Genomic DNA, 18405 nt, shown 5'->3' on the forward strand with positions numbered 1-18405 from the left:
CGGCCCCGGCCGGGGCGTTTTCGTTTTCAGCGCGCCTTGCGACCGAGATTGACCAGCACCATGGAGACGAAGACGCAGCCGACCGCGCCCCAGATCCAGGCGGAATGGACCTCGCCGAAGATCACCCAGCCCCAGCCGAGACCGAACAGGTTCACCACGTAGGAAACGAGGCTGAGAAAGACCGGCCCCGCCCGTTTCAGGATCTCGAAATAGAGGATGTAGGCGACCGACGAGATCGAGATCTGCCCGAGCATCGCGTAGTCGGTCGGACCCGGATCGGCCATCAGCGGGTAGAAGCCGTCGACCGCCAGCATCAGCGGCAGGGTGGAGAGCGATGCGACGATCAGCATCCCCCGTGCGGCGGCGAGCGAGTGCGTGCCGTCCGGTCGCATCCGGTCGCTGAAAATCCCGCTGAAGGCATAGAGCGCCGGCGTCAGGAACGCCATCAGCACCCATGGAACCATGTCCGGCGACGGCAGGCTGGTGTCGGGCACGACCATCATGAGCGCCCCCACCAGGCCGAGGCCGATCCCGATGGCGCAAGCCCACCGGAACCCCTCGATCCGGAGTCCCACCGCCAGCACGTAGCCGAGCACCGGCACACTTGAGACCACGGTGCTCATCACCCCGGCCGGGATGTGCTTGGCGGTGGTGATGATGTTGATGTTGGGCAGCACGAGCCCGATCACGGCAGCGCCGACGAAGAAGACGAGATGACGGCGGCTGAATTCTAACGGAATGCCCTTGTGCCAGCAGACAAGCGTCAGGAAGATAGCCGCGCCGGTCGACTGCATCCAGGCATAGGCGAAGGGATGCACACCGCCCATCGCGGCGACCTTCGAGAGCGAGAAGGAAAGGCCCCAGAGGCCGCCGAGCAGCAGCAGCATGGCCGCGGGAAGCACCATCCGGGGATCGAACAGACCGCCGGCCGGCGGCTTCAGGGTCTCGTGCGTGGACATCTTTCCCGTGCCGTCAGAACGGCCAGACCACCGGCAGCAGCGGAACCGCGACGGCAAGGATCAAGGCATCGAGCAGCAGGCCGACGCGCCAGTAATCGCCGAACCGGTAGCCCGCGGGACCCATGACCAGAAGGTTGTTCTGATGCCCGATCGGGGTGAGGAAGGCACTGGAGGCCCCGATGGCGACCGCCATCAGCAGCGGATCCGGGCTGACCGAGAGCCGTTCGGCGATGCCGAGCGCGACGGGCGCCATGACCAGCGCCGTCGCCGCGTTGTTCATCATGTCGGTGAGGAACATGGTCAGCATCATCAGCAGCGCGAGCACGAGATAGAGCGAATAGCCCGACGCCACATCCGCCACCGCACCCGCGATGAGCCCCGCCGCGCCGGTCTCGTGCATCGCCGTCCCGACGGGTATCATCGCTCCCAGCAGGACGACGATCTGCCAGTCGATCGCGCCGTAGACCTCGCTCATCGGGATGATATCGAGCAGCACCATGACCGCGAGCCCGACGACGAGACAGACCGCCGCCGGCACGATACCGGCACTGGCGGCGACGATCGCGGAGAGGAAAATCAGCGCCGGCGCCAGGATCTTCGGGCGTTCCAGGCTCATCCGGCGCTGCGCCAGCGGCAGACAGCCGAGGGCAGAGATGGTGCCGTAGATCTGGTCCGCATCGCCCTGCAGCATCAGCACGTCGCCGGCCCGGAAGCGAACGTCGCGCAGCCGCGTGTTGATCGGCGCCCCGCCGCGCGCGACGCCCAAAAGGTTGAGCCCATAGCGCGAGCGCAGCCGGAGCATCGCGGCGCTGCGGCCCTCGATCCAGGCGCGCGGCGGCATCACCGCCTCGACCACGGCGAGCTCCGCGTCCTCGCTGGAATCCTTGGTCGCGTCCAGTTCCTTGGCGTCGACCAGCTCGAGGCCCTTCTGCACCGCGGCCTCGATCTGTTCCGCCGTGCCGTGGGCCAGCAGCAGGTCGCCCTCGACAAGCGGCTCGCGGGTGAGGCGCCGGACCACGCGTTCGTTGCCGCGCAGCAGCGCCAGCACGGTCGGGCGGCCGCTATCGTCATGCCGGTCCCCGAGCGCGCGGATGCTCTGGCCGATCAGGCGCGATCCCTCCGGCACGCGAAATTCTGTCACGTAGCTCGAAAGCTCGAACAGCCGCCTTCCCTCGTCGTTGCCGCGCCGGTTCGGCACCAGGCGCACGCCGACGATCACGAGATAGACGATCCCGACCAGCGCCACCGCGAGGCCGACCGGGGCGAAGTCGAACATGTGGAATTCCTCGCCGATGGCGGCGCGGCGGTAATCGGCGATGATCAGGTTCGGCGGCGTGCCGATCAGGGTGATCATGCCGCCGAGCAGCGAGGCGAAGGAGAGCGGCATCAGCAGGCGCGACGGCGACATTCCGGCGCGACGGGCGACCGAAAGCGCCACCGGCATGAGCAGGGCCAGGGCGCCGACATTGTTCATGAAGCTGGAAAGAAACCCGGCGAGCCCGACCAGCGAGAAGGTTTTCGCGGTCTCGGACTCGGTGCGCTGGGCCAGCCGCTCGGCGATTACCCCGACGGCGCCCGAACGGGTCAGCGCGGCCGACATGCCGAGCACCGCCACCACGGTGATCACCGCGGGATGGCCGAAACCGGCAAAGGCCTTCACCGGATCGACGACCCCGACCGCCACCGCCAGCAGAAGCGCCAGCAGGGCGACGAGGTCGATCCGGTAGCGGCCCCAGATGAACGCCCCGAGGGCGCCGAGGATGATCGCGAGGATCGCTGTCTGCTCGAAGGTCATGCCGGAGCTATAGCGCCCCGGCGCCCGGCGCGGAAGCGATTTTGCAGCGCACCCACAACCGATGGGCGCAGACCGGACGGGCCAGGACGATCAGGAGCGGCGCTGCGCCAGCACGGTGAGCGCGATCCCGGCGGCGATGACGAGCGCGCCCGCCCAGGTCTCCCAGCCATAGCGCTCGCCGAGCAGGATGGTCGCGACGACGAGGCCGACCGCGGCGGCGACGTAACCGATCTGGCTCAGCAGGACGGCGCCGCCGATCCGTTGCAGCCGGAAGAACAGCGGGAACGCCGCGGCCGCGGCGAGCGCCTGGGCCAGCGCCGCTTCGGGTGCAGCGGCCAGAGACGCGGCGGGCACGGTGCCCTCGACGGCGAGGAGCAGGGCGAGGAAACCGAACAGGGCCGCGCCGTGGCTCCAGAAGGCGAGCACGTCCGGCGAGACGTTCTCCGGCCAGGCCATGCTGCGATAGACATTGCCGACGGCGAGCGCCACGGGCACCGCGAAACCGGCGGCGATCCAGATCGGCTCCGGCGCGTCTGCCGCCGTCCCCCTTGTCAGACTGACGATTGCGGCGCCGACAAGGCCCACCGCGATCCCTGCAAGCCCGAGCCGGCCCGGCGTGCGCAGTCCGAGGACCGCCGAGAAGGCCAGGGTGAAGACCGGCGACTGGGCGAACATCAATCCCATATAGCCCGCCCCGGCATGGGGGATGACGGCATAGAGAATGACGTTGGGAATGACGAAGGAGACGATCCCGCCGAAGATAGCGAAGCGGACCACTTTCCGCTCCGGGGCGCGCAGCGCACGTCGCGCGGCCAGGGCCGGAAAGAGGATCACTGCGACGCCAAGCGACGGGATCATCGCCCAGAGGATCGGCGAGATCCCGGCATCGCCCGCGAGTTTGCCGAGCGGGAAATTGATCCCGACGAGGGCGCCGGTGGCGATGAGAAGCAGGGAGGGATTGGCAAGCATCGGTATGGACTGCGCGCCTTCCGCGTCTCGGTCAAGTGATGTGGTCATCGTTTATGTCCCTTCAAGCCACGCGCTCGGAAGGGAACATGCCGGGCGTCGCTATCTCCGCGAGCGGCCGGCGCCCGCTTGCCGCCTCCCGCGCCCGAAGCGGCTCGGCAAGCCGCTCTACGGGTCCGCGGCGGCCAAGCGCGATGGCGATCTCGACCTTGAACCGGTCGGGAACGGCAAGGATGCGGCGTACGCGATCGCGGTCGATCCCCGCCATCGCATGGGCATGGTATCCGAGCGCAGTCGCCTGTAGAGCCAGCTGCACCCAGGCCGCCCCGGCATCGAAACTGTTCAGCGTCGAGATCCGGTCCGGCCTCCCGCCCTCGCCCGGCATCACCGAGTCGGAAAGCAGGAGAACGAGAACCGACGCATCCGCAGCCCAAAGCCGATTGAACTCATCCAACAGCGACACGAACGGCTGCCAATGCGCGCTGTCCCGATGCGCATAAAGGAAATGCCAAGGTTGGATATTGAATGCGGACGGCGCCCAGCGCGCCGCCTCCAAAACAGTTTCGAGATCGCTCTGGGGCATGCTTTCGGGCAGAAAGCTGCGCGGCGACCAACGGTCGAGAAAAAGCGACTCGATTGGATGGCCGGCTAATCGGGATGAGCTCATCGTCTTCTCCTTCACAGCTTCAGACGGATGTCATAGGATGATTTCATTCGATTATTGATATTCCTTAGTCGGATAATTTGATGTCGAATTATTTGATATCGGACGGCCCATGAGTCAAGACCCGAATCCGAAGACGCGCGGACAAGCCAGCCAGGGCGCGCCGCTCGGCAGCATTCTTGAGCAATGGAAACGGGAGCGTCCGGATCTCGACCCGGAGCCGATGGCGGTCTGCGGCGCCCTGCGCCGGGCGAACGACCGGGTGCGCACGGCGATCGAGGGGAATGTCGCGGCGAGCGGGCTGGACGGCCCCGGCTTCGACGTGCTGCTCACCCTGCGCCGCCAGGGCAGGGGCGAGACCCTGACACCGTCGGAGCTGGCCGGCGAGATGATGCTCTCCACCTCGGCCATGACCAACCGGCTCGACCGGCTGGAGAAACGCGGCCTGATCGAACGGAAGGCCGATCCGAGCGATCGCCGCAGCCTCCGGGTCGCCCTGACCGAAGACGGCTTCGCGCTCGCCGACGAGCTGGTGGTCGGTCACCTCGCGGTGGAGGAAGACCTGCTGGCGCCGCTCAGCGGCGCCGAGCGCGTGGAGCTGATCCGCCTGCTGGAGAAGATCGGCGCCTGACCTAGAGCCGCTTGCCGCTCTCCGGATCGAAAAGGTGCAGGTTCTCCGGCGCGGCGGCGAGATGCAGGGTCTCGCCGGGGGCGAGATGCTGATGCCCTGAAAGCCGCACCGTGGTCAGGGCGTTCTTGCCGCCGGTATGGCCGTGCACCAGCGTATCGGCACCGAGATGTTCAACCAGGTCGATCTTCAGCTCCAGCCCGTGCGCGTCGCCGCCCGGCTCGAAATGTTCCGGCCGGATGCCGAGGGAGACCGTCTGCCCCTCGCTGACGCCCTGGGCGCTGCCGTTCAGCGGCAGCTTCACGCCGTCGTCGAGCACCGCCTCGCCGCCTTCGATCCGCGCTTCCATGAAATTCATCGAGGGCGAACCAATGAAAGCCGCGACGAACTTGGTGGCCGGCCGGTCATAGACCTCGATCGGGGTGCCGATCTGCTCGGCCACGCCGGCATTCATTACCACAAGGCGGTCCGCCATGGTCATCGCCTCGACCTGGTCGTGGGTGACGTAGAGACTGGTGGTGCCGAGCTGGCGCTGCAGCTTCTTCACCTCGACCCGCATCTGCACCCGGAGCTTGGCATCGAGATTGGAAAGCGGCTCGTCGAAGAGGAACACGGAAGGCTCGCGCACGATGGCGCGGCCCATGGCGACGCGCTGGCGCTGGCCGCCGGAGAGCTGCTGCGGACGGCGCTCCAGCAGCGGCGCCAGTTCCAGGATATCCGCCGCCTTGCGCACCCGGCTGTCGATCTCGTCCTTCGCCATGCGCCGGTTCTTCAGCCCGTAGGCCATGTTGTTGAAGACCGTCATATGCGGATAGAGCGCGTAATTCTGGAACACCATGGCGATGTCCCGGTCCGCCGGCTCGAGGCCGTTGACCTCGCGCCCGGAAATCGAGACCGCGCCGCCGGTGATGCTCTCGAGGCCGGCCACCATGCGCAGCAGCGTGGACTTGCCGCAGCCCGACGGGCCGACGAGCGCGATGAACTCGCCGTCGTCGATGTCGATATCGATCCCGTGAATGGCCTTGAAGCCGTTGGGATAGGTTTTCTCGATGCTCTTGAGTGTGACCTCGGCCATCCTCAGTTCCTCATTTCTCGGATTCGACGAGGCCCTTCACGAACCAGCGCTGGAAGATCACCACCACCATGACCGGTGGCAGCAGCGCGAGGATCGAAAGCGCGAGGGCCTTGTTGTATTGCGGGATACGGTTGCCTTCGAGATCGTTGAGGATCTGCTTGATCCCCATCACGACCGTGAAATAGCTCTCGTCCGTGGTCATCAGGATGGGCCAGAGATACTGGTTCCACCCGACCACGAACATGATGATGAAGATCGCCGCGATCATTGTTTTCGAGAGCGGCAGCAGGATGTCGACGAAGAAGCGGAACGGCCCCGCCCCGTCGATCCGCGCCGCCTCCAGGATCTCCTCCGGCACCGACTTGTAGAACTGGCGGAAAAAGAAGGTCGCGGTCGCGCTGGCGATCAGCGGCAGGATCAGCCCGGTATAGCTGTTCAGCATGCCGAGGTCGGAGACCACCTCGTAGGAGGGAATGATGCGCACCTCGAGCGGCAGCAGCAGCGAGGAGAAGATGATCCAGAAGAAGAAGCTGCCGGCCGGGAAGCGGAAATAGACGATGGCATAGGCGGCCAGTGTCGAGATGATGATCTTGCCGATCGAGAAACCGAGCCCGAGCACCATCGAGTTCTGCAGCATCAGCACCGCGTTCACCTGCTCGGTGAAGCCGGTATTCTCGAACAGCACCGCGCTGTAGGTCTCCCAGAAATAGTCCCCGAACCAGAGCTGGAGCCCCTCGCCGAGGAGCGTTTCCGGGCGGTGCGTCGAGGAGGCGAAAGCGATCCAGATCGGCAGCAGCAGGAAAAGGATGCCGAGGATCAGGATCAGATGGTCGAGCGGTTTGACGTTTTTCATCGTTTCGCTCCCGCTCAGTAATGGATGCGCTTCTCGAGCACGCGGAACTGCACGACGGTCAGCCCGAGCACGAGAATCATGAGGATGACGGACTGCGCCGAGCTGCCGCCGAGATCGGCACCGAGGAAGCCGTCCTGATAGACCTTGTAGACCAGCGTCGCGGTGCCGCCGCCGGGCGCGCCGCGGGTCATGGTGTCGATCACCCCGAAGGTGTCGAAGAAGGCGTAGGTGATGTTGATCACCAGCACGAAGAAGCCGGTCGGCGCGAGCAGCGGCAGGGTCACCGTCCAGAACCGGCGGAAGCCGTCGCGGCAATCGATCAGCGCGGCCTCGCGGACCGAGCGCGGGATCGACTGCAGGCCGGCGAGGAAATAGATGAAATTCACGCTGACCTGCTTCCAGACCGAGACCAGGATCACGGTGAAGGAGGCGTCGAACACGTCGAGCTGCGGATTGAACGGCCAGCCGGTGGCGTTCAGGAAATGGTTCAGCGGGCCGATCGAACGGTCGAACAGAAAGGTGCCGATCATGCCGGCGACCGCGGGCGCCACCGCATAGACCCAGGTCAGCATGACCTTGTAAGCGGACTGCCCGTGAATGATCCCGTCCGCCTTGACCGCCAGCAGCAGCGCGAGCGCCATGGAGAGAAAGGCGACGAGGGCGGAGAAGACGAGGGTGAAGACGGCCGAGGTCGCGTAATGGTCGCTTGCGACCACCTCGCGGAAATTGTCGAGGCCGACGAACTGGCTGGCGAGACCGAACGGGTCCTCCAGCATGAAGGACTGGTAGATCGCCTGGGCCGCCGGCCAGACGAAGAAGATCGCGATGATCGCGAGCTGCGGCGCGATCAGCAGATACGGCAGGGTGATGTGGTTGAATTGCTGCCGCTTCATCGGCGGAACCCCAATGCGAGCCGGAACAGGAAAACGGCGGACGGGTGAAACCGTCCGCCGTCTTTCGGGAGATGAGGCTTACTGGACCGTCTTGGCGAAGCGGGCGAGCAGCTTGTTGGCGCCGTCCTCGATGGCCGCGAAGGCATCGTCGACCGACTTGGAGCCGGCGAAGATCTGGTCGTATTCGCGGTTCATCACTTCGCGGATCTGCACGTAGTAACCGAGGCGGTAGCCCTTGTTGTTCTCGGCAGATTTCAGGTTCAGCTGCTGGATGCCGACCTCGGCGTCCGGCTCGTCCTTGTAATAGCCGGATTCCTTCGCGAGCGTGTAGGCCGCGTTGGTGATCGGCACGTAGCCGGTTTCCTTGTGCCAGAAGAACTGGGTTTCCGGCTTGGTCAGGAACTTGAAGAACTGGGCAACGCCCTCGTTCTCGGCCTTGTCCTTGCCGGAGAAGGCGAAGAGAGCCGCACCGCCGATGAAGGTGGTGTAGTCCTCGCCCTTGGCGATGCTGTTCCAATACGGCAGGTTGGTGGTACCGAAGTCGAACTTCGCCGCCTTCTTCAGACCACCGAAGGAGCCGGAGGAGCCGAGCCACATGGCGACTTCCTGGTCGATGAAGGGCTTCTGGTTGTCGCCCCACTTGGTGCCGTAATAGCCGAACAGGCCGGCCTGCTGCCACTCGCGCGCCTTCGAGAAGTGCATGCGCATGTGTTCGTTGTTGTAGTTGATCTTGGTCGCGACGCCGTCGAAGCCGTTATTCTCGTTCGCCAGCGGGATGTTGTGCCGGGAGTGGAAGTTCTCGGAGAAGATCCACGGCGTGTGCGACTGGCTGAGCGCGATATAGCCCGCGTCCTTCAGCTTCGGCGCGATTGACTCGAACTCTTCCCAGGTCTTCGGCGGCTGCACGCCGGCTTTCGCCAGGGCGTCCTTGTTGTAGTAGAGCACCGGGGTGGAGCTGTTGAACGGCATGCCGATCATGTCGCCCTTGCTGTCCGCGTAGAAATAGCGGACGCCGGCGATGTAATCCTCGGCGTGGAAAGGAACGCCGTTTTCGTTCAGCAGGCTGGCAACCGGATAGACCGCGCCCTTGGCGTTGATGATGGTCGCGGCGCCGGCGTCGAAGATCTGGATGATGTTCGGCGCTTCGCCCGCGCGGAACGCGGCGATGCCGGCGGTCATGGTCTCTTCGTAGCCGCCCTTGTAGATCGGGGTCAGCTTGTACTCGCTCTGGGACGCGTTGAAGTCCTTGGCGATGGCGTTCACGGTCTCGCCGAGGCCGCCGCCCATGGCGTGCCAGAAGGTGATCTCGGTGGCCGCGTTGGCGGCGCCCGCACCGAGCATGGCAAGGCCAGCCGCGGCAGCGAGAAGCGTCTTGGTTGCTTTCATAAGAAGGCTCCAGTGGATGAAATACGAGCGCGTGACCGTATTCCCGCTGAAGGTCCGAACGGTGAAAGAACCGTGACATTTTCGTTGCAGTAATTTCGTCTAAGCTTTTCTTTTCATTTGAAAATTCAGAACGTTCGTTTGGTGCTGTCGCGACCGGTTTCGGACGATCGAAAACTCCGTTTGCCGCGCAATGCGCGGATAGTCGGCGCCGGGAAGGCAAAGGTATAAAATAGGCATTGCAACCGAGGAGGCTGGAGAGATGCCGGACGAAGGAATGGCGGCACGCGGCGCGACGAGAGGCTTCGACGACGATGCGGCCCGCTGGGCGGCGGTGACCGGCAACGACGCGTCGGCGGACGGACATTTCTACTACGCGGTGATCACGACGGGCGTCTATTGCCGCCCGAGCTGCCGCTCGCGCATGCCGAAACGCGAGAATGTCCAGTTCTACGACAATGCCGCGGCCGCGGAGGCCGCAGGCTACCGGCCCTGCCGCAAATGCCTCGGCCAGGATGCGGCCGAAATCCGGCGCCGCGAGGCGGTAACCCGGGCCTGCGCGTTGCTCGACGGGGCGGAGGAGACCGCGCCGACGCTCGACGCGCTCGCCGCCGAGACCGGCCTCTCGCCCTATCATCTGCAACGGACCTTCAAGGCGGTGACCGGCGTCACCCCGCGGCAATATTGGGACGCGCGCCGGCTGGCCCGGCTCCGGCAGAACCTGAAATCGGGCGAGGCCGTGGCACCCGCGCTCTACGGTGCCGGCTACGGCTCGTCCAGCCGGCTCTACGAGAAAGCGCGCGGCCAGCTCGGCATGACGCCGGCGACCTACGGCAAGGGCGGCAAGGGGGCGGTGATCGCCTTCACCACGGCCGCCTCGCCGCTCGGCCCGCTGCTGGTCGCCGCGACCGAAGCCGGGATCTGCTTCGTCTCCCTCGGCAACGAGGTTTCCGCCCTGGAAACCGGGCTTCGCGAGGAGTTCCCCCGGGCCGAGATCGTACGCGAGGACGAGACGCTCGGAGAACTCACCGACCGTGTCCTCGCGAGCCTCGACGGCGGGACGCCGGACAGCGCCTTGCCGCTCGACATCCAGGCGACCGCTTTCCAGCGCCAGGTCTGGGAGGCGCTGATGGCGATACCGGCCGGCGAGACCCGGACCTATGGCGAGCTTGCGGAGGCGATCGGCAAACCGGGCGCGGCACGGGCCGTCGGGCGCGCCTGCGGCAGCAACCGGGTCGCCCTAGTCATTCCCTGCCACCGCGCCGTCGGCGCGAACGGCAGCCTCACCGGCTATCGCTGGGGCACGGAGCGCAAGCGCCGGCTTCTGGACGCCGAGCGCGCGGGGAACGCGAAACGGCTCGCCGCCGCCGGGTAAACCGTCCGGTTTTACCCGGGCCGAAATATGCGCTATGAAAAGGGGCCGTTCTTCCGGAATGGCCCTATTCTCTTTCGAAGATCACCGATGAAAAATTCCGATTTCCGGGTCGATTCGGTCGGCGGCATCGCGACGCTGACCCTCATGGTCGCGCTCGGCCAGATGGCGGTCGGCCTGTTCGTGCCCTCGCTGCCGTCGCTCGTCAGCTATTTCGATACCGATATGGGCACGGTGCAGTTGACGCTGACCGTGCATTTCACAGCATTCGCCCTGTTCCAGCTTCTTGCGGGCCCCCTCTCGGACCGGTTCGGCCGCCGGCCGGTCATCCTGACCGGCCTCGCCATCTATGCCTGCGGAGCGATCGCCTGCGCCCTCGCGGAGAGCATCTCCGCCCTGATCGGGGCCCGCATCCTGCTCGCCATCGGCGCCTGCTCCGGCCACGCGGTCAGCCGGGCGGTGATCCGGGACCGCTCGGAAGGCGCCGACTCGGCGCGGATCATGTCCTATATCGGCATGGCCATGGCCCTCTCTCCCGCGCTGACGCCGACCATCGGCGGTCAGCTTCAGGGCCATTTCGGCTGGCAGGCCTGTTTCGTGCTGATGGCCTGCATCAGCGGTGTCCTATTTCTCTACAGCTTCTTCTTTCTGCCAGAGACGATCCGCACGCGAAACGCGGACGCGATGAAATTCGGCGGCATGCTGGCCACCTATGGCCGACTGATGATCGACCGCCGCTTCTTCGGCTACGCGGCGCTGAATGGCTGCATCTTCGGCGCGCTCTTCGCCTATCAGACCGGTTCCCCCTACCTGCTGATGGTCGAGCTCGGCTATTCGCCGCAGGCCTACGGGCTGCTGATCCTGTTCAATGTCGCAGGGTTCCTCTCCGGCAACCTGATCACCAACCGGTTCGGCCGTCGGGTCGGGATCTACGGCATGGTCCGGGCGGGCTCGATCCTGACCTTCGTCGCCGGGATCGCGATGGTGGTGCCGACCGAACTCGGTCACGTCTCGGCGCTCTCCATCATCGGCCCCAGCATGCTCCTGCTCTTCGCCATGGGGATCACCCTGCCGAGCGCGATGGCGGGCGCGATGCAGCATTTCCCGGAAGTCGCCGGCGCCGCCTCGGCCCTGCTCGGCTTCCTGCAGATGGGGACGGGCGCCCTCGGCTCCTTCATGATCAGCAGCCTGCAGAACCAGCATCCCCATGTGATGCCGGACGTCTTCGCGGTTTCCGGTGTACTGGCCCTCGTCGCCCTGGCCTTCATTCCGAAACCCGGAGCGGGTCGCGATTGACCGGAAATCCGCGCGCAGGCACTAATATCTGGTAGTCTAGCCAATCAGGCCCACAACAAGTTGGGATTGCCGGGAATGAAACAGACCAGCCCGCTGATCGTAACGGGACGCGACGGGACGCAGATCGAAGTTCCGGTGCGGATCTCGGCACGGGCGCGGCGGCTCTCCCTCAAGGTCGATCCCGCGCGTGGCATGCCGGAACTGGTGCTCCCGCACGGCGTCGCCCCGACCCAGGCGGAAAGCTTCGTCGCCCGCAACGTGGTCTGGCTCGAGGAGCGGCTGAAACGGCTGCCGGAACCGATCGCCTTCGCCGACGGAACCATCATCCCCCTGCTCGGCACCGAGCATCTGATCCGCCACCGACCGGAGCTGCGCGGCACGGTGAGGCGGTTCGATGGCAACGACGGCGAGCCCGCACGGCTTGAGGTGTCCGGCGGCGCCGACCACCTTGCCCGGCGCCTGACCGACTGGCTGAAGCGCGAGGCCCGTGGGGAGATCTCGGCACGGGCCCGGCACTATGCGGAACGGCTCGACCGGCGGCCGTCACGGATATCGATCCGGGACACGCGGAGCCGCTGGGGCAGCTGCTCCTCGAAAGGCGCCCTCTCTTTCTCCTGGCGCCTCATTCTCGCACCCGAACACGTGCTCGACTATGTCTGCGCCCACGAGGCGGCGCACCTGATCGAGATGAACCACTCCCACCGGTTCTGGGCCCTGGTCGAGAAGCTGGTCGAGGATATGGACATGTCCCGCGCCTGGCTGAAACGGCACGGCGCGACGCTGCATCGCTACGGCTGACGCGCGCGCCCAAAATCCATCATCATCCGGTCAAATTTCCCGGCCAGTTTCACGCCCGCCTTTCAACGATTTTCGCGGGCCCTGCGGCATGGATTCTCTTCGGCGCTATTCGATCATCTGTTCCTGGGCCATCGCCGCCGCCCTGATCGCCGGACTGTTCGGCGCCTTTCATCCACTGGCCGACAGTTTCGCGCATTTCCGCCTGCATCTGCTCGTCCTCGCCCTGCCGTTTTTGCTTCTGCTCCTGATCACCCGGGCCTGGATCAATGCGCTCGCGATAGCCGCGGTGGTCGTGGTCGGCGCCGGCTCTCTCGGCCAGCTGTTCGGCGGGGGGGCCTTCGCGGCGAACGGATCGGATGACGCGCAGCGCCTCCGCATCGTCTCGCTCAATCTGCACCATTTCTATACCGACCCGGAACGGGTCACCGCCTTCATGGAAGAGGCGGCGCCGGGGGTGGTCGCCTTTCAGGAGGCCGGCCTGGAGCCACCTAAGATCACTGAGCGGCTGCGCGCGATCTATCCGCACCAGTTGATCTGCCGTTATCGCGGCGATGTCGGAATCGCCGTGCTCTCGCGCACTCCTTTCAAGGGCACCGGGTGCCTTGACGACCATCGCCTCGCCTGGGCCACCGTCGAGCAAGACGGCCGGCCCGTGACCGTGGCGTCGCTGCATCTCCGCTGGCCCTTTCCCTCGCCGCAAGCCGCGCAGATCGGCGGGCTTTCAACGGTCTGGGAACAGCTCGACACGCCACTCGTCATCACCGGCGATTTCAACGCGGCACCCTGGAGCCATGCGGTGCAGAAAGTGGCGCGCGATTCCGGAACCCGGGTCGTACCCGGTCTCCGGCGCAGCTTCACCTGGGGCGACAACTGGCTCGGCGACCTGATGGCTTTGCCGATCGATCACGCGCTGGTCTCGCCCACCCTGAAGATCGCCGGAGCCGAACTCGGCCCGCATGTCAGCTCGGACCATCTACCGCTGATCGTCGATGTGGAAACCCGGCGCTTCTAGAGCCGGCTCGCGTCCTTGCCGGCAAGGCCCGCGAGCGGGCGCGGCGGGCCTTTCGCCGCCTCGGACATAAAGGCGGCCCAGATTTCCGCCGGCAGACTGCCGCCGGTCACCCCGTCCATCGGCGAGGCATCGTCACGGCCGACCCATATCCCCGCCACCAGATCCGCCGTATAGCCGATAAACCAGGCATCGCGGAAATCCTGCGAGGTGCCGGTCTTGCCGGCTGCGGGACGGCCAATCCGCGCCCGCCGTCCGGTACCGCGCTCGACCACACTCTGCAGCATCCGGTTCAGCGCCGCGACGGAGCGGGCATCGACCACTTCCGGCGCGGAGGCACCGCCACGGGCATAGACCTTCCCCTCGCCCGACGTATCGATCGCCTCGACCGCGTAGGGGGTGACGAAACGGCCGTGATTGGCGAAGGCGGCATAGGCCGCGGTCATTTCGAGCAGCGTCACCTCTCCCGCGCCGAGGGCCAGGCTCGGCCGGTCCGGCAGGGTGGCGGTCAGGCCGAGACGGCGCGCAACCGAGAGCGCACGGCGCCGGCCGATCGCCTCGGAGACGCTGACGGTCGCCGCGTTCAGCGACTCCGCGAGTGCGTCCTCCAGGGTCACTTCGCCACGGTAACGACCGTCGAAATTGCGTGGCTTCCATCCGTCGATGGCGAGCGCCGCGTCGGATACCGGCGTCTCGGGCTGGTATCCCGCCTCGAGCGCCGCCAGAAAGACGAAGGGCTTGAAGGCGGAACCCGGCTGGCGCAGGGCCTGGGTCGCGCGATTGAACTGGGAGGCGGCATAATCCCGTCCGCCGATCATCGCCCGGACCGCGCCGTCCGGCGCCATCACCACCATGGCGATCTGCCGAGCGCCTTTCTTGGCGCCGCGTTTCATGCCCTCGGCGACGGCACGCTCGGCGAGACGCTGCAGGCGCCGGTCGAGCGTCGTGCGGACCGTCCGGTCGCCGCCGCCGGGACCGGCATAGCCGCCCGCCCGCTCGCGCGCCCAGTCTGCGAAATAGCGATGGTTTCGGCTGACTCCGGCGGCCCCGCGGACCGGCGCCGGAGCGGCCGAGATGCGGAGCGCCTCCGCCTCGGTGAGATATCCGGCATCGGCCATGTTCAGCAGCACCTGCCTGGTGCGGCCGGCGGAGAGCTCGCGGTCCACCGCCGGATTGTAACGCGACGGCGCCTTCAGCAGCCCGACCAGCATGGCGGACTGATAGGCGGTCAGATCCTCGACGGGACGGCCGAAATACTTCCGCGCCGCCGCATCGACACCGTAAGCGCCGGCGCCGAAATAGACCCGGTTCAGATAGATCGCGAGAATCTCCTGCTTGGAGAACCTGTGCTCCAGCCAGAAGGCGAGCAGCAGTTCCTGGATTTTCCGAGAATAGGAACGCTCGGCGCTGAGGAAGACGTTCTTGGCGAGCTGCTGGGTCAGCGTGCTGCCACCCTGCACGGTACGGCCCGCCTGCAGATTTACCACCGCCGCACGGGCGATCGAGATCGGATCGATTCCGAAATGAGAAAAGAAGCGCCGGTCCTCGGTCGCGACCAGGGCCTGGACCAGGGACTCCGGCAGACGGCTCACGGCGACCGGCCGTCCGTGCAGCGCGCCATAGGAGACAAACATGACCCCGTCCCGGTCCAGGAGACGGGTCGCCCCCGCGCGCTCATAGCGGTCAAGGTCGTTGATATCCGGGAGCTGATAGGCGTGATAGGCGAGCAGGCCGCCGATTGCGACGCCGATCCAGATCGCGGCGACGAAACCGTACTTCAGGAGTCCGGTGAGAAAGCCGGTTTTCTTGCGGACGACCGCCGACTTCCGGCGGCGCGGCGCGGAACGGGCGCGCGGTTTCGCGCCCGCACTCTTCCCGGCGCTCTTGGCCGCGCCCGCAGCCTCCCGCGCCGTGCCGGATTTTGCCTTTCCGGACCGGGCGCGACGGGAGGCTGTCGCGGATTTTCGTGTCGGAGTCCGTGCCATCGGTTTCCGCAGCTCATAACCAGCTGCAGAATTAACTCATAACTATCTGATATTGGCAAATATTTTTCTTATTCTTAATATATCGGTTTAACTTGAAAAATATCGATAAAAATACTGAAAATGCACATAAATTGCCAAACATCAGCACGTTAAGCCAATATCTTCAATTTTATCTTAATTAACTTGTTTAACATAATAAATTATATGGATTTTCCAGCATTGTCCTTCACCTCCGGGGAGCCCTCCCACCTGCTCGCGAACCGATCACGCGCTCTCGCATTGCCCGTGATCGGGTGGCGCCATAGCTAAATCGGGTTCAGACCACGATCCCGACGGGAGACCCGATATGACCATCCGTGACAGCCGCGATCTCGCTGTCTCCAACGCCGACAACGCCATCGTCAGCGCACTGGAAAAGGCGCACGACCTTTTTCTGACCTATTCGGGAGACCCGCTCGGGGAGATCCAGGAGGTGCTCGACGGCGCACCCGATTTCGTCATGGGCCTGATCTTCAAGGCAGCGCTTCTGACCCAGGCGATGGAAACGCGGGTCTATCCGGACATGCTCCGCACGCTGGAAAAGGCGGAAGCGCTGACCGCCCGCGCGAACGAGCGGGAGCGGATGCATATCGCCGCGATCCGCGCCTGGGCGGACGGCGATTTCCATCGCGCCGTCGATCTCTGGGACGATGTTCTGGTGCATTACCCGCGCGATCTTCTCGCCCTGCAGCTCGCCCATCTCTCCGACGTCCTGCTCGGCGACACCTCGAACCAGCGGGACCGGGTCGCCCGCATCCTCCATGCCTGGGACGAGAGCGTACCCGGCTACGGCTATGTGCTCGGCTTCTACGCCTTCGGTCTGGAAGAGAATCGCGACTTCGCCATGGCGGAGGAATGCGGCCGCCGCGCCGTCGCGCTCAACCCGGCGGACTCCTATGCCGTTCACGCGGTCGCGCATGTGATGGAAAGCCAGGGCCGGCAGTCCGGCGGCATCAACTGGATGCGTTCGCGCGAGGGCGATTGGGCCTACGGAAATTTCGCCAACCATCTCTGGTGGCATCTCGCGCTTTATCATCTCGACCTCGCTCAAACCGACCGGGTGCTCGATATCTACGACACCCGTCTGCGCAGCACCGATCCGAGCGGCGACCGTTACGAGGAACTGGATGCCGCCGCCCTGCTCTGGCGCCTCAACCTGCTCGGCACCGATGTCGGCGACCGCTGGAAAACGCTTGCCGACAAATGGGAGCCGAGCGCGACGGACACGCTCTACGCCTTCAACGACGTCCACGCGATGATGACCTTCGTGGCGGACGGGCGCTGGGACGTGGCGGAGAAGGTCCTCAACGCGCACGAGCGCTACATGGCGGCGGCGAACGATGCCAATTCCGCCATGACCCGCACGGTCGGCGAGCCCTTCTGCAAGGCGCTGAAGGCCTTCGCGGAGGAGAATTACGGCGCTGTGGTCGAGGCGTTGCTGCCGATCCGCTACCGCACCCGCTATCTCGGCGGCAGCCATGCCCAGCGCGACATTATCGGACTTACCCTGCTCGAAGCGGCGCTCCGCGCCGGCCAGAACGAGCTTGCGTTAGCGCTCTCGTCCGAACGGACGGCCCTGAAGCCGACCAGTCCGCAGAACTGGCGGTTCGCCGCACGGGCGCATCGCGGCCTTGGCGATCACGGGCGCGCGGCGGAGGCCGAGGCCCACGCCGTCGCGCTGCACGGTTAGGACCGGCTCAGGCCGCCGGCTGGCGGTTCCAGGGCATGTGGCGGAGCAGCCGCGCCATGCCGCACCAGCCGGTGGTGCCAGCCATTAATAGGCCGGCGCCGACAAAGGCGGCGACCAGCGCATAGGCCGGATCGACCAGATAGCCGGCGAGACCGCCCGCGAGGGCAAGGCCGCCCGCAATGATCTGCACCTGGCGCATGATCTCGAGCGGTGCCTTCGCGTTGCGCTGAACCGGCATACCGGCATCGCGCCATCCCTCGATACCGCCTTCGAGAAAGGCAGCCTCGCCAAAGCCGGCCCCGGTGAAGAGCGCCGCATTCACCATGGTCCGGTTTCCGGAGCGGCAATGCACCACCACCCGCTTGCCCTTGTAGGGCGAGAGGTCGGCATTTCGCCATTCCGAGAGCGGGATCGAGACGGAGCCCGGGATCCATTCCCGCGCCCGCTCGTCCTTCTCACGAATATCGATGAGCACCGCCTTACCGGCCTCGATCTCCGGGGCCGCGCTCTGGGTGTCGATGCCTTTCAGCTGCGGATGATTGCTCTGCATGTCTCTGTCTCTCTCTGGTCTATGTCATTCGGCCGCGGCGCGGGTGTCGTCCGGCGGGCAGAAATGTTTCTGCAGCACGGCGAGCAGGTCGCTGACCGGACCTTGGCTCAGCGCGTAGAAGCGCCGGCGGCCGTCGGCACGGGCCGTGATCAGCCCTTCCTCCGCCATGCGCGCGAGATGCTGCGACAAGGCCGGCTGCGAAAGCCGGACGAGACCGGCAAGCTCGTTCACCGTCAGTTCCCCAGCCTCTGCAAGGTGGCAGAGCACCATGAGCCGGTTCCGGTTGGCCGCCGCCATGAGAAAGTCCGCCACCTCGGCGGCCTTCTCCTCCATTCTTGCGATCGGAAGCGCGGGCATCGCCACATCCTCGTATTTCAATTTGTATTATATAAGTGATTGCTTATATATTGGGTCAACAGTGCAGATACAACCCCCTTTTTCGGGAGGACC

The 18405-nt window shown here is 65.6% G+C and carries 17 protein-coding genes; 6 read left to right on the forward strand and 11 right to left on the reverse strand.

Annotated features, from left to right (window positions below):
• Positions 1 to 26: 26 nt before the first annotated feature.
• From NUH88_RS10275 to NUH88_RS10290, 4 genes are all read right to left on the reverse strand, one after another.
• Entirely contained in the window at positions 27 to 959 is a 933-nt protein-coding gene (locus tag NUH88_RS10275; RefSeq protein WP_257771913.1) for a DMT family transporter, read from the reverse strand.
• A gap of 13 nt (positions 960 to 972) precedes the next feature.
• Complete coding sequence (locus NUH88_RS10280; RefSeq protein ID WP_257771914.1) at positions 973 to 2754, reverse strand: SLC13 family permease; 1782 nt, start codon at positions 2752 to 2754, stop codon at positions 973 to 975.
• A gap of 90 nt (positions 2755 to 2844) precedes the next feature.
• Positions 2845 to 3771, reverse strand: a complete 927-nt coding sequence (locus NUH88_RS10285; protein ID WP_257771916.1) for a DMT family transporter — start codon at positions 3769 to 3771, stop codon at positions 2845 to 2847.
• A gap of 13 nt (positions 3772 to 3784) precedes the next feature.
• Entirely contained in the window at positions 3785 to 4387 is a 603-nt protein-coding gene (locus tag NUH88_RS10290; protein ID WP_257771918.1) for a nitroreductase family protein, read from the reverse strand.
• A 109-nt stretch (positions 4388 to 4496) separates the two neighbouring features.
• Here NUH88_RS10290 and NUH88_RS10295 point away from each other — a divergent pair, with 109 nt between their 5' ends.
• Positions 4497 to 5015, forward strand: coding sequence for a MarR family winged helix-turn-helix transcriptional regulator (locus tag NUH88_RS10295; protein ID WP_257771919.1), 519 nt, complete (start codon positions 4497 to 4499; stop codon positions 5013 to 5015).
• 1 nt (position 5016) lies between these two features.
• Here NUH88_RS10295 and NUH88_RS10300 read toward each other — a convergent pair whose 3' ends face one another.
• The 4 genes from NUH88_RS10300 to NUH88_RS10315 all read right to left on the reverse strand — a co-directional run bounded on the left by NUH88_RS10300 (position 5017) and on the right by NUH88_RS10315 (position 9219).
• The gene (locus NUH88_RS10300) at positions 5017 to 6087 is read right to left on the reverse strand and encodes a sn-glycerol-3-phosphate import ATP-binding protein UgpC (RefSeq protein ID WP_257771921.1); all 1071 of its coding nucleotides are present in this window, start codon (positions 6085 to 6087) and stop codon (positions 5017 to 5019) included.
• 10 nt (positions 6088 to 6097) lie between these two features.
• Entirely contained in the window at positions 6098 to 6940 is an 843-nt protein-coding gene (gene ugpE, locus NUH88_RS10305; protein WP_257771923.1) for a sn-glycerol-3-phosphate ABC transporter permease UgpE, read from the reverse strand.
• A 14-nt stretch (positions 6941 to 6954) separates the two neighbouring features.
• On the reverse strand, positions 6955 to 7833 hold the full coding sequence (locus tag NUH88_RS10310; protein WP_257771925.1) for an ABC transporter permease subunit: 879 nt from the start codon (positions 7831 to 7833) through the stop codon (positions 6955 to 6957).
• A gap of 78 nt (positions 7834 to 7911) precedes the next feature.
• On the reverse strand, positions 7912 to 9219 hold the full coding sequence (locus NUH88_RS10315) for an extracellular solute-binding protein (protein ID WP_257771926.1): 1308 nt from the start codon (positions 9217 to 9219) through the stop codon (positions 7912 to 7914).
• Between the two features lie 259 nt (positions 9220 to 9478).
• Between NUH88_RS10315 and ada the strand changes: the two genes are divergently transcribed.
• The 4 genes from ada (at position 9479) to NUH88_RS10335 (ending at position 13694) form a co-directional block, all read left to right on the forward strand.
• Complete coding sequence (gene ada / locus NUH88_RS10320) at positions 9479 to 10591, forward strand: bifunctional DNA-binding transcriptional regulator/O6-methylguanine-DNA methyltransferase Ada (protein WP_257771927.1); 1113 nt, start codon at positions 9479 to 9481, stop codon at positions 10589 to 10591.
• An 87-nt stretch (positions 10592 to 10678) separates the two neighbouring features.
• Positions 10679 to 11884, forward strand: a complete 1206-nt coding sequence (locus NUH88_RS10325; RefSeq protein WP_257771929.1) for a multidrug effflux MFS transporter — start codon at positions 10679 to 10681, stop codon at positions 11882 to 11884.
• Positions 11885 to 11959: 75 nt separating this feature from the next.
• The gene (locus NUH88_RS10330) at positions 11960 to 12682 is read left to right on the forward strand and encodes a M48 family metallopeptidase (RefSeq protein WP_257771931.1); all 723 of its coding nucleotides are present in this window, start codon (positions 11960 to 11962) and stop codon (positions 12680 to 12682) included.
• An 88-nt stretch (positions 12683 to 12770) separates the two neighbouring features.
• Entirely contained in the window at positions 12771 to 13694 is a 924-nt protein-coding gene (locus NUH88_RS10335) for an endonuclease/exonuclease/phosphatase family protein (RefSeq protein WP_257771933.1), read from the forward strand.
• Here NUH88_RS10335 and NUH88_RS10340 read toward each other — a convergent pair.
• The gene (locus tag NUH88_RS10340) at positions 13691 to 15676 is read right to left on the reverse strand and encodes a transglycosylase domain-containing protein (RefSeq protein WP_257771935.1); all 1986 of its coding nucleotides are present in this window, start codon (positions 15674 to 15676) and stop codon (positions 13691 to 13693) included. The two genes, NUH88_RS10335 and NUH88_RS10340, sit on opposite strands and share 4 nt — an antisense overlap.
• A gap of 346 nt (positions 15677 to 16022) precedes the next feature.
• Between NUH88_RS10340 and NUH88_RS10345 the strand changes: the two genes are divergently transcribed.
• On the forward strand, positions 16023 to 17405 hold the full coding sequence (locus NUH88_RS10345; protein ID WP_257771937.1) for a tetratricopeptide repeat protein: 1383 nt from the start codon (positions 16023 to 16025) through the stop codon (positions 17403 to 17405).
• A gap of 7 nt (positions 17406 to 17412) precedes the next feature.
• Here NUH88_RS10345 and NUH88_RS10350 read toward each other — a convergent pair whose 3' ends face one another.
• Positions 17413 to 17955, reverse strand: a complete 543-nt coding sequence (locus tag NUH88_RS10350) for a rhodanese-like domain-containing protein (RefSeq protein ID WP_257771939.1) — start codon at positions 17953 to 17955, stop codon at positions 17413 to 17415.
• 24 nt (positions 17956 to 17979) lie between these two features.
• A complete protein-coding gene (locus NUH88_RS10355) occupies positions 17980 to 18312 on the reverse strand; it encodes an ArsR/SmtB family transcription factor (protein ID WP_257771940.1) in 333 nt (110 codons plus the stop codon).
• Between the last annotated feature and the right edge of the window lie 93 nt (positions 18313 to 18405).

The sequence above is a fragment of the Nisaea acidiphila genome (genome assembly GCF_024662015.1).
GTDB lineage: Bacteria > Pseudomonadota > Alphaproteobacteria > Thalassobaculales > Thalassobaculaceae > Nisaea > Nisaea acidiphila.

Bases quoted from the DNA above. Each gene is read 5' to 3' on its own strand.
- NUH88_RS10275 (WP_257771913.1), bottom strand. From the start codon at position 959: ATGTCCACGCACGAGACCCTGAAGCCGCCGGCCGGCGGTCTGTTCGAT.
- NUH88_RS10280 (WP_257771914.1), bottom strand. From the start codon at position 2,754: ATGACCTTCGAGCAGACAGCGATCCTCGCGATCATCCTCGGCGCCCTC.
- NUH88_RS10285 (WP_257771916.1), bottom strand. From the start codon at position 3,771: ATGACCACATCACTTGACCGAGACGCGGAAGGCGCGCAGTCCATACCG.
- NUH88_RS10290 (WP_257771918.1), bottom strand. From the start codon at position 4,387: ATGAGCTCATCCCGATTAGCCGGCCATCCAATCGAGTCGCTTTTTCTC.
- NUH88_RS10295 (WP_257771919.1), top strand. From the start codon at position 4,497: ATGAGTCAAGACCCGAATCCGAAGACGCGCGGACAAGCCAGCCAGGGC.
- NUH88_RS10300 (WP_257771921.1), bottom strand. From the start codon at position 6,087: ATGGCCGAGGTCACACTCAAGAGCATCGAGAAAACCTATCCCAACGGC.
- ugpE (WP_257771923.1), bottom strand. From the start codon at position 6,940: ATGAAAAACGTCAAACCGCTCGACCATCTGATCCTGATCCTCGGCATC.
- NUH88_RS10310 (WP_257771925.1), bottom strand. From the start codon at position 7,833: ATGAAGCGGCAGCAATTCAACCACATCACCCTGCCGTATCTGCTGATC.
- NUH88_RS10315 (WP_257771926.1), bottom strand. From the start codon at position 9,219: ATGAAAGCAACCAAGACGCTTCTCGCTGCCGCGGCTGGCCTTGCCATG.
- ada (WP_257771927.1), top strand. From the start codon at position 9,479: ATGCCGGACGAAGGAATGGCGGCACGCGGCGCGACGAGAGGCTTCGAC.
- NUH88_RS10325 (WP_257771929.1), top strand. From the start codon at position 10,679: ATGAAAAATTCCGATTTCCGGGTCGATTCGGTCGGCGGCATCGCGACG.
- NUH88_RS10330 (WP_257771931.1), top strand. From the start codon at position 11,960: ATGAAACAGACCAGCCCGCTGATCGTAACGGGACGCGACGGGACGCAG.
- NUH88_RS10335 (WP_257771933.1), top strand. From the start codon at position 12,771: ATGGATTCTCTTCGGCGCTATTCGATCATCTGTTCCTGGGCCATCGCC.
- NUH88_RS10340 (WP_257771935.1), bottom strand. From the start codon at position 15,676: ATGGCACGGACTCCGACACGAAAATCCGCGACAGCCTCCCGTCGCGCC.
- NUH88_RS10345 (WP_257771937.1), top strand. From the start codon at position 16,023: ATGACCATCCGTGACAGCCGCGATCTCGCTGTCTCCAACGCCGACAAC.
- NUH88_RS10350 (WP_257771939.1), bottom strand. From the start codon at position 17,955: ATGCAGAGCAATCATCCGCAGCTGAAAGGCATCGACACCCAGAGCGCG.
- NUH88_RS10355 (WP_257771940.1), bottom strand. From the start codon at position 18,312: ATGCCCGCGCTTCCGATCGCAAGAATGGAGGAGAAGGCCGCCGAGGTG.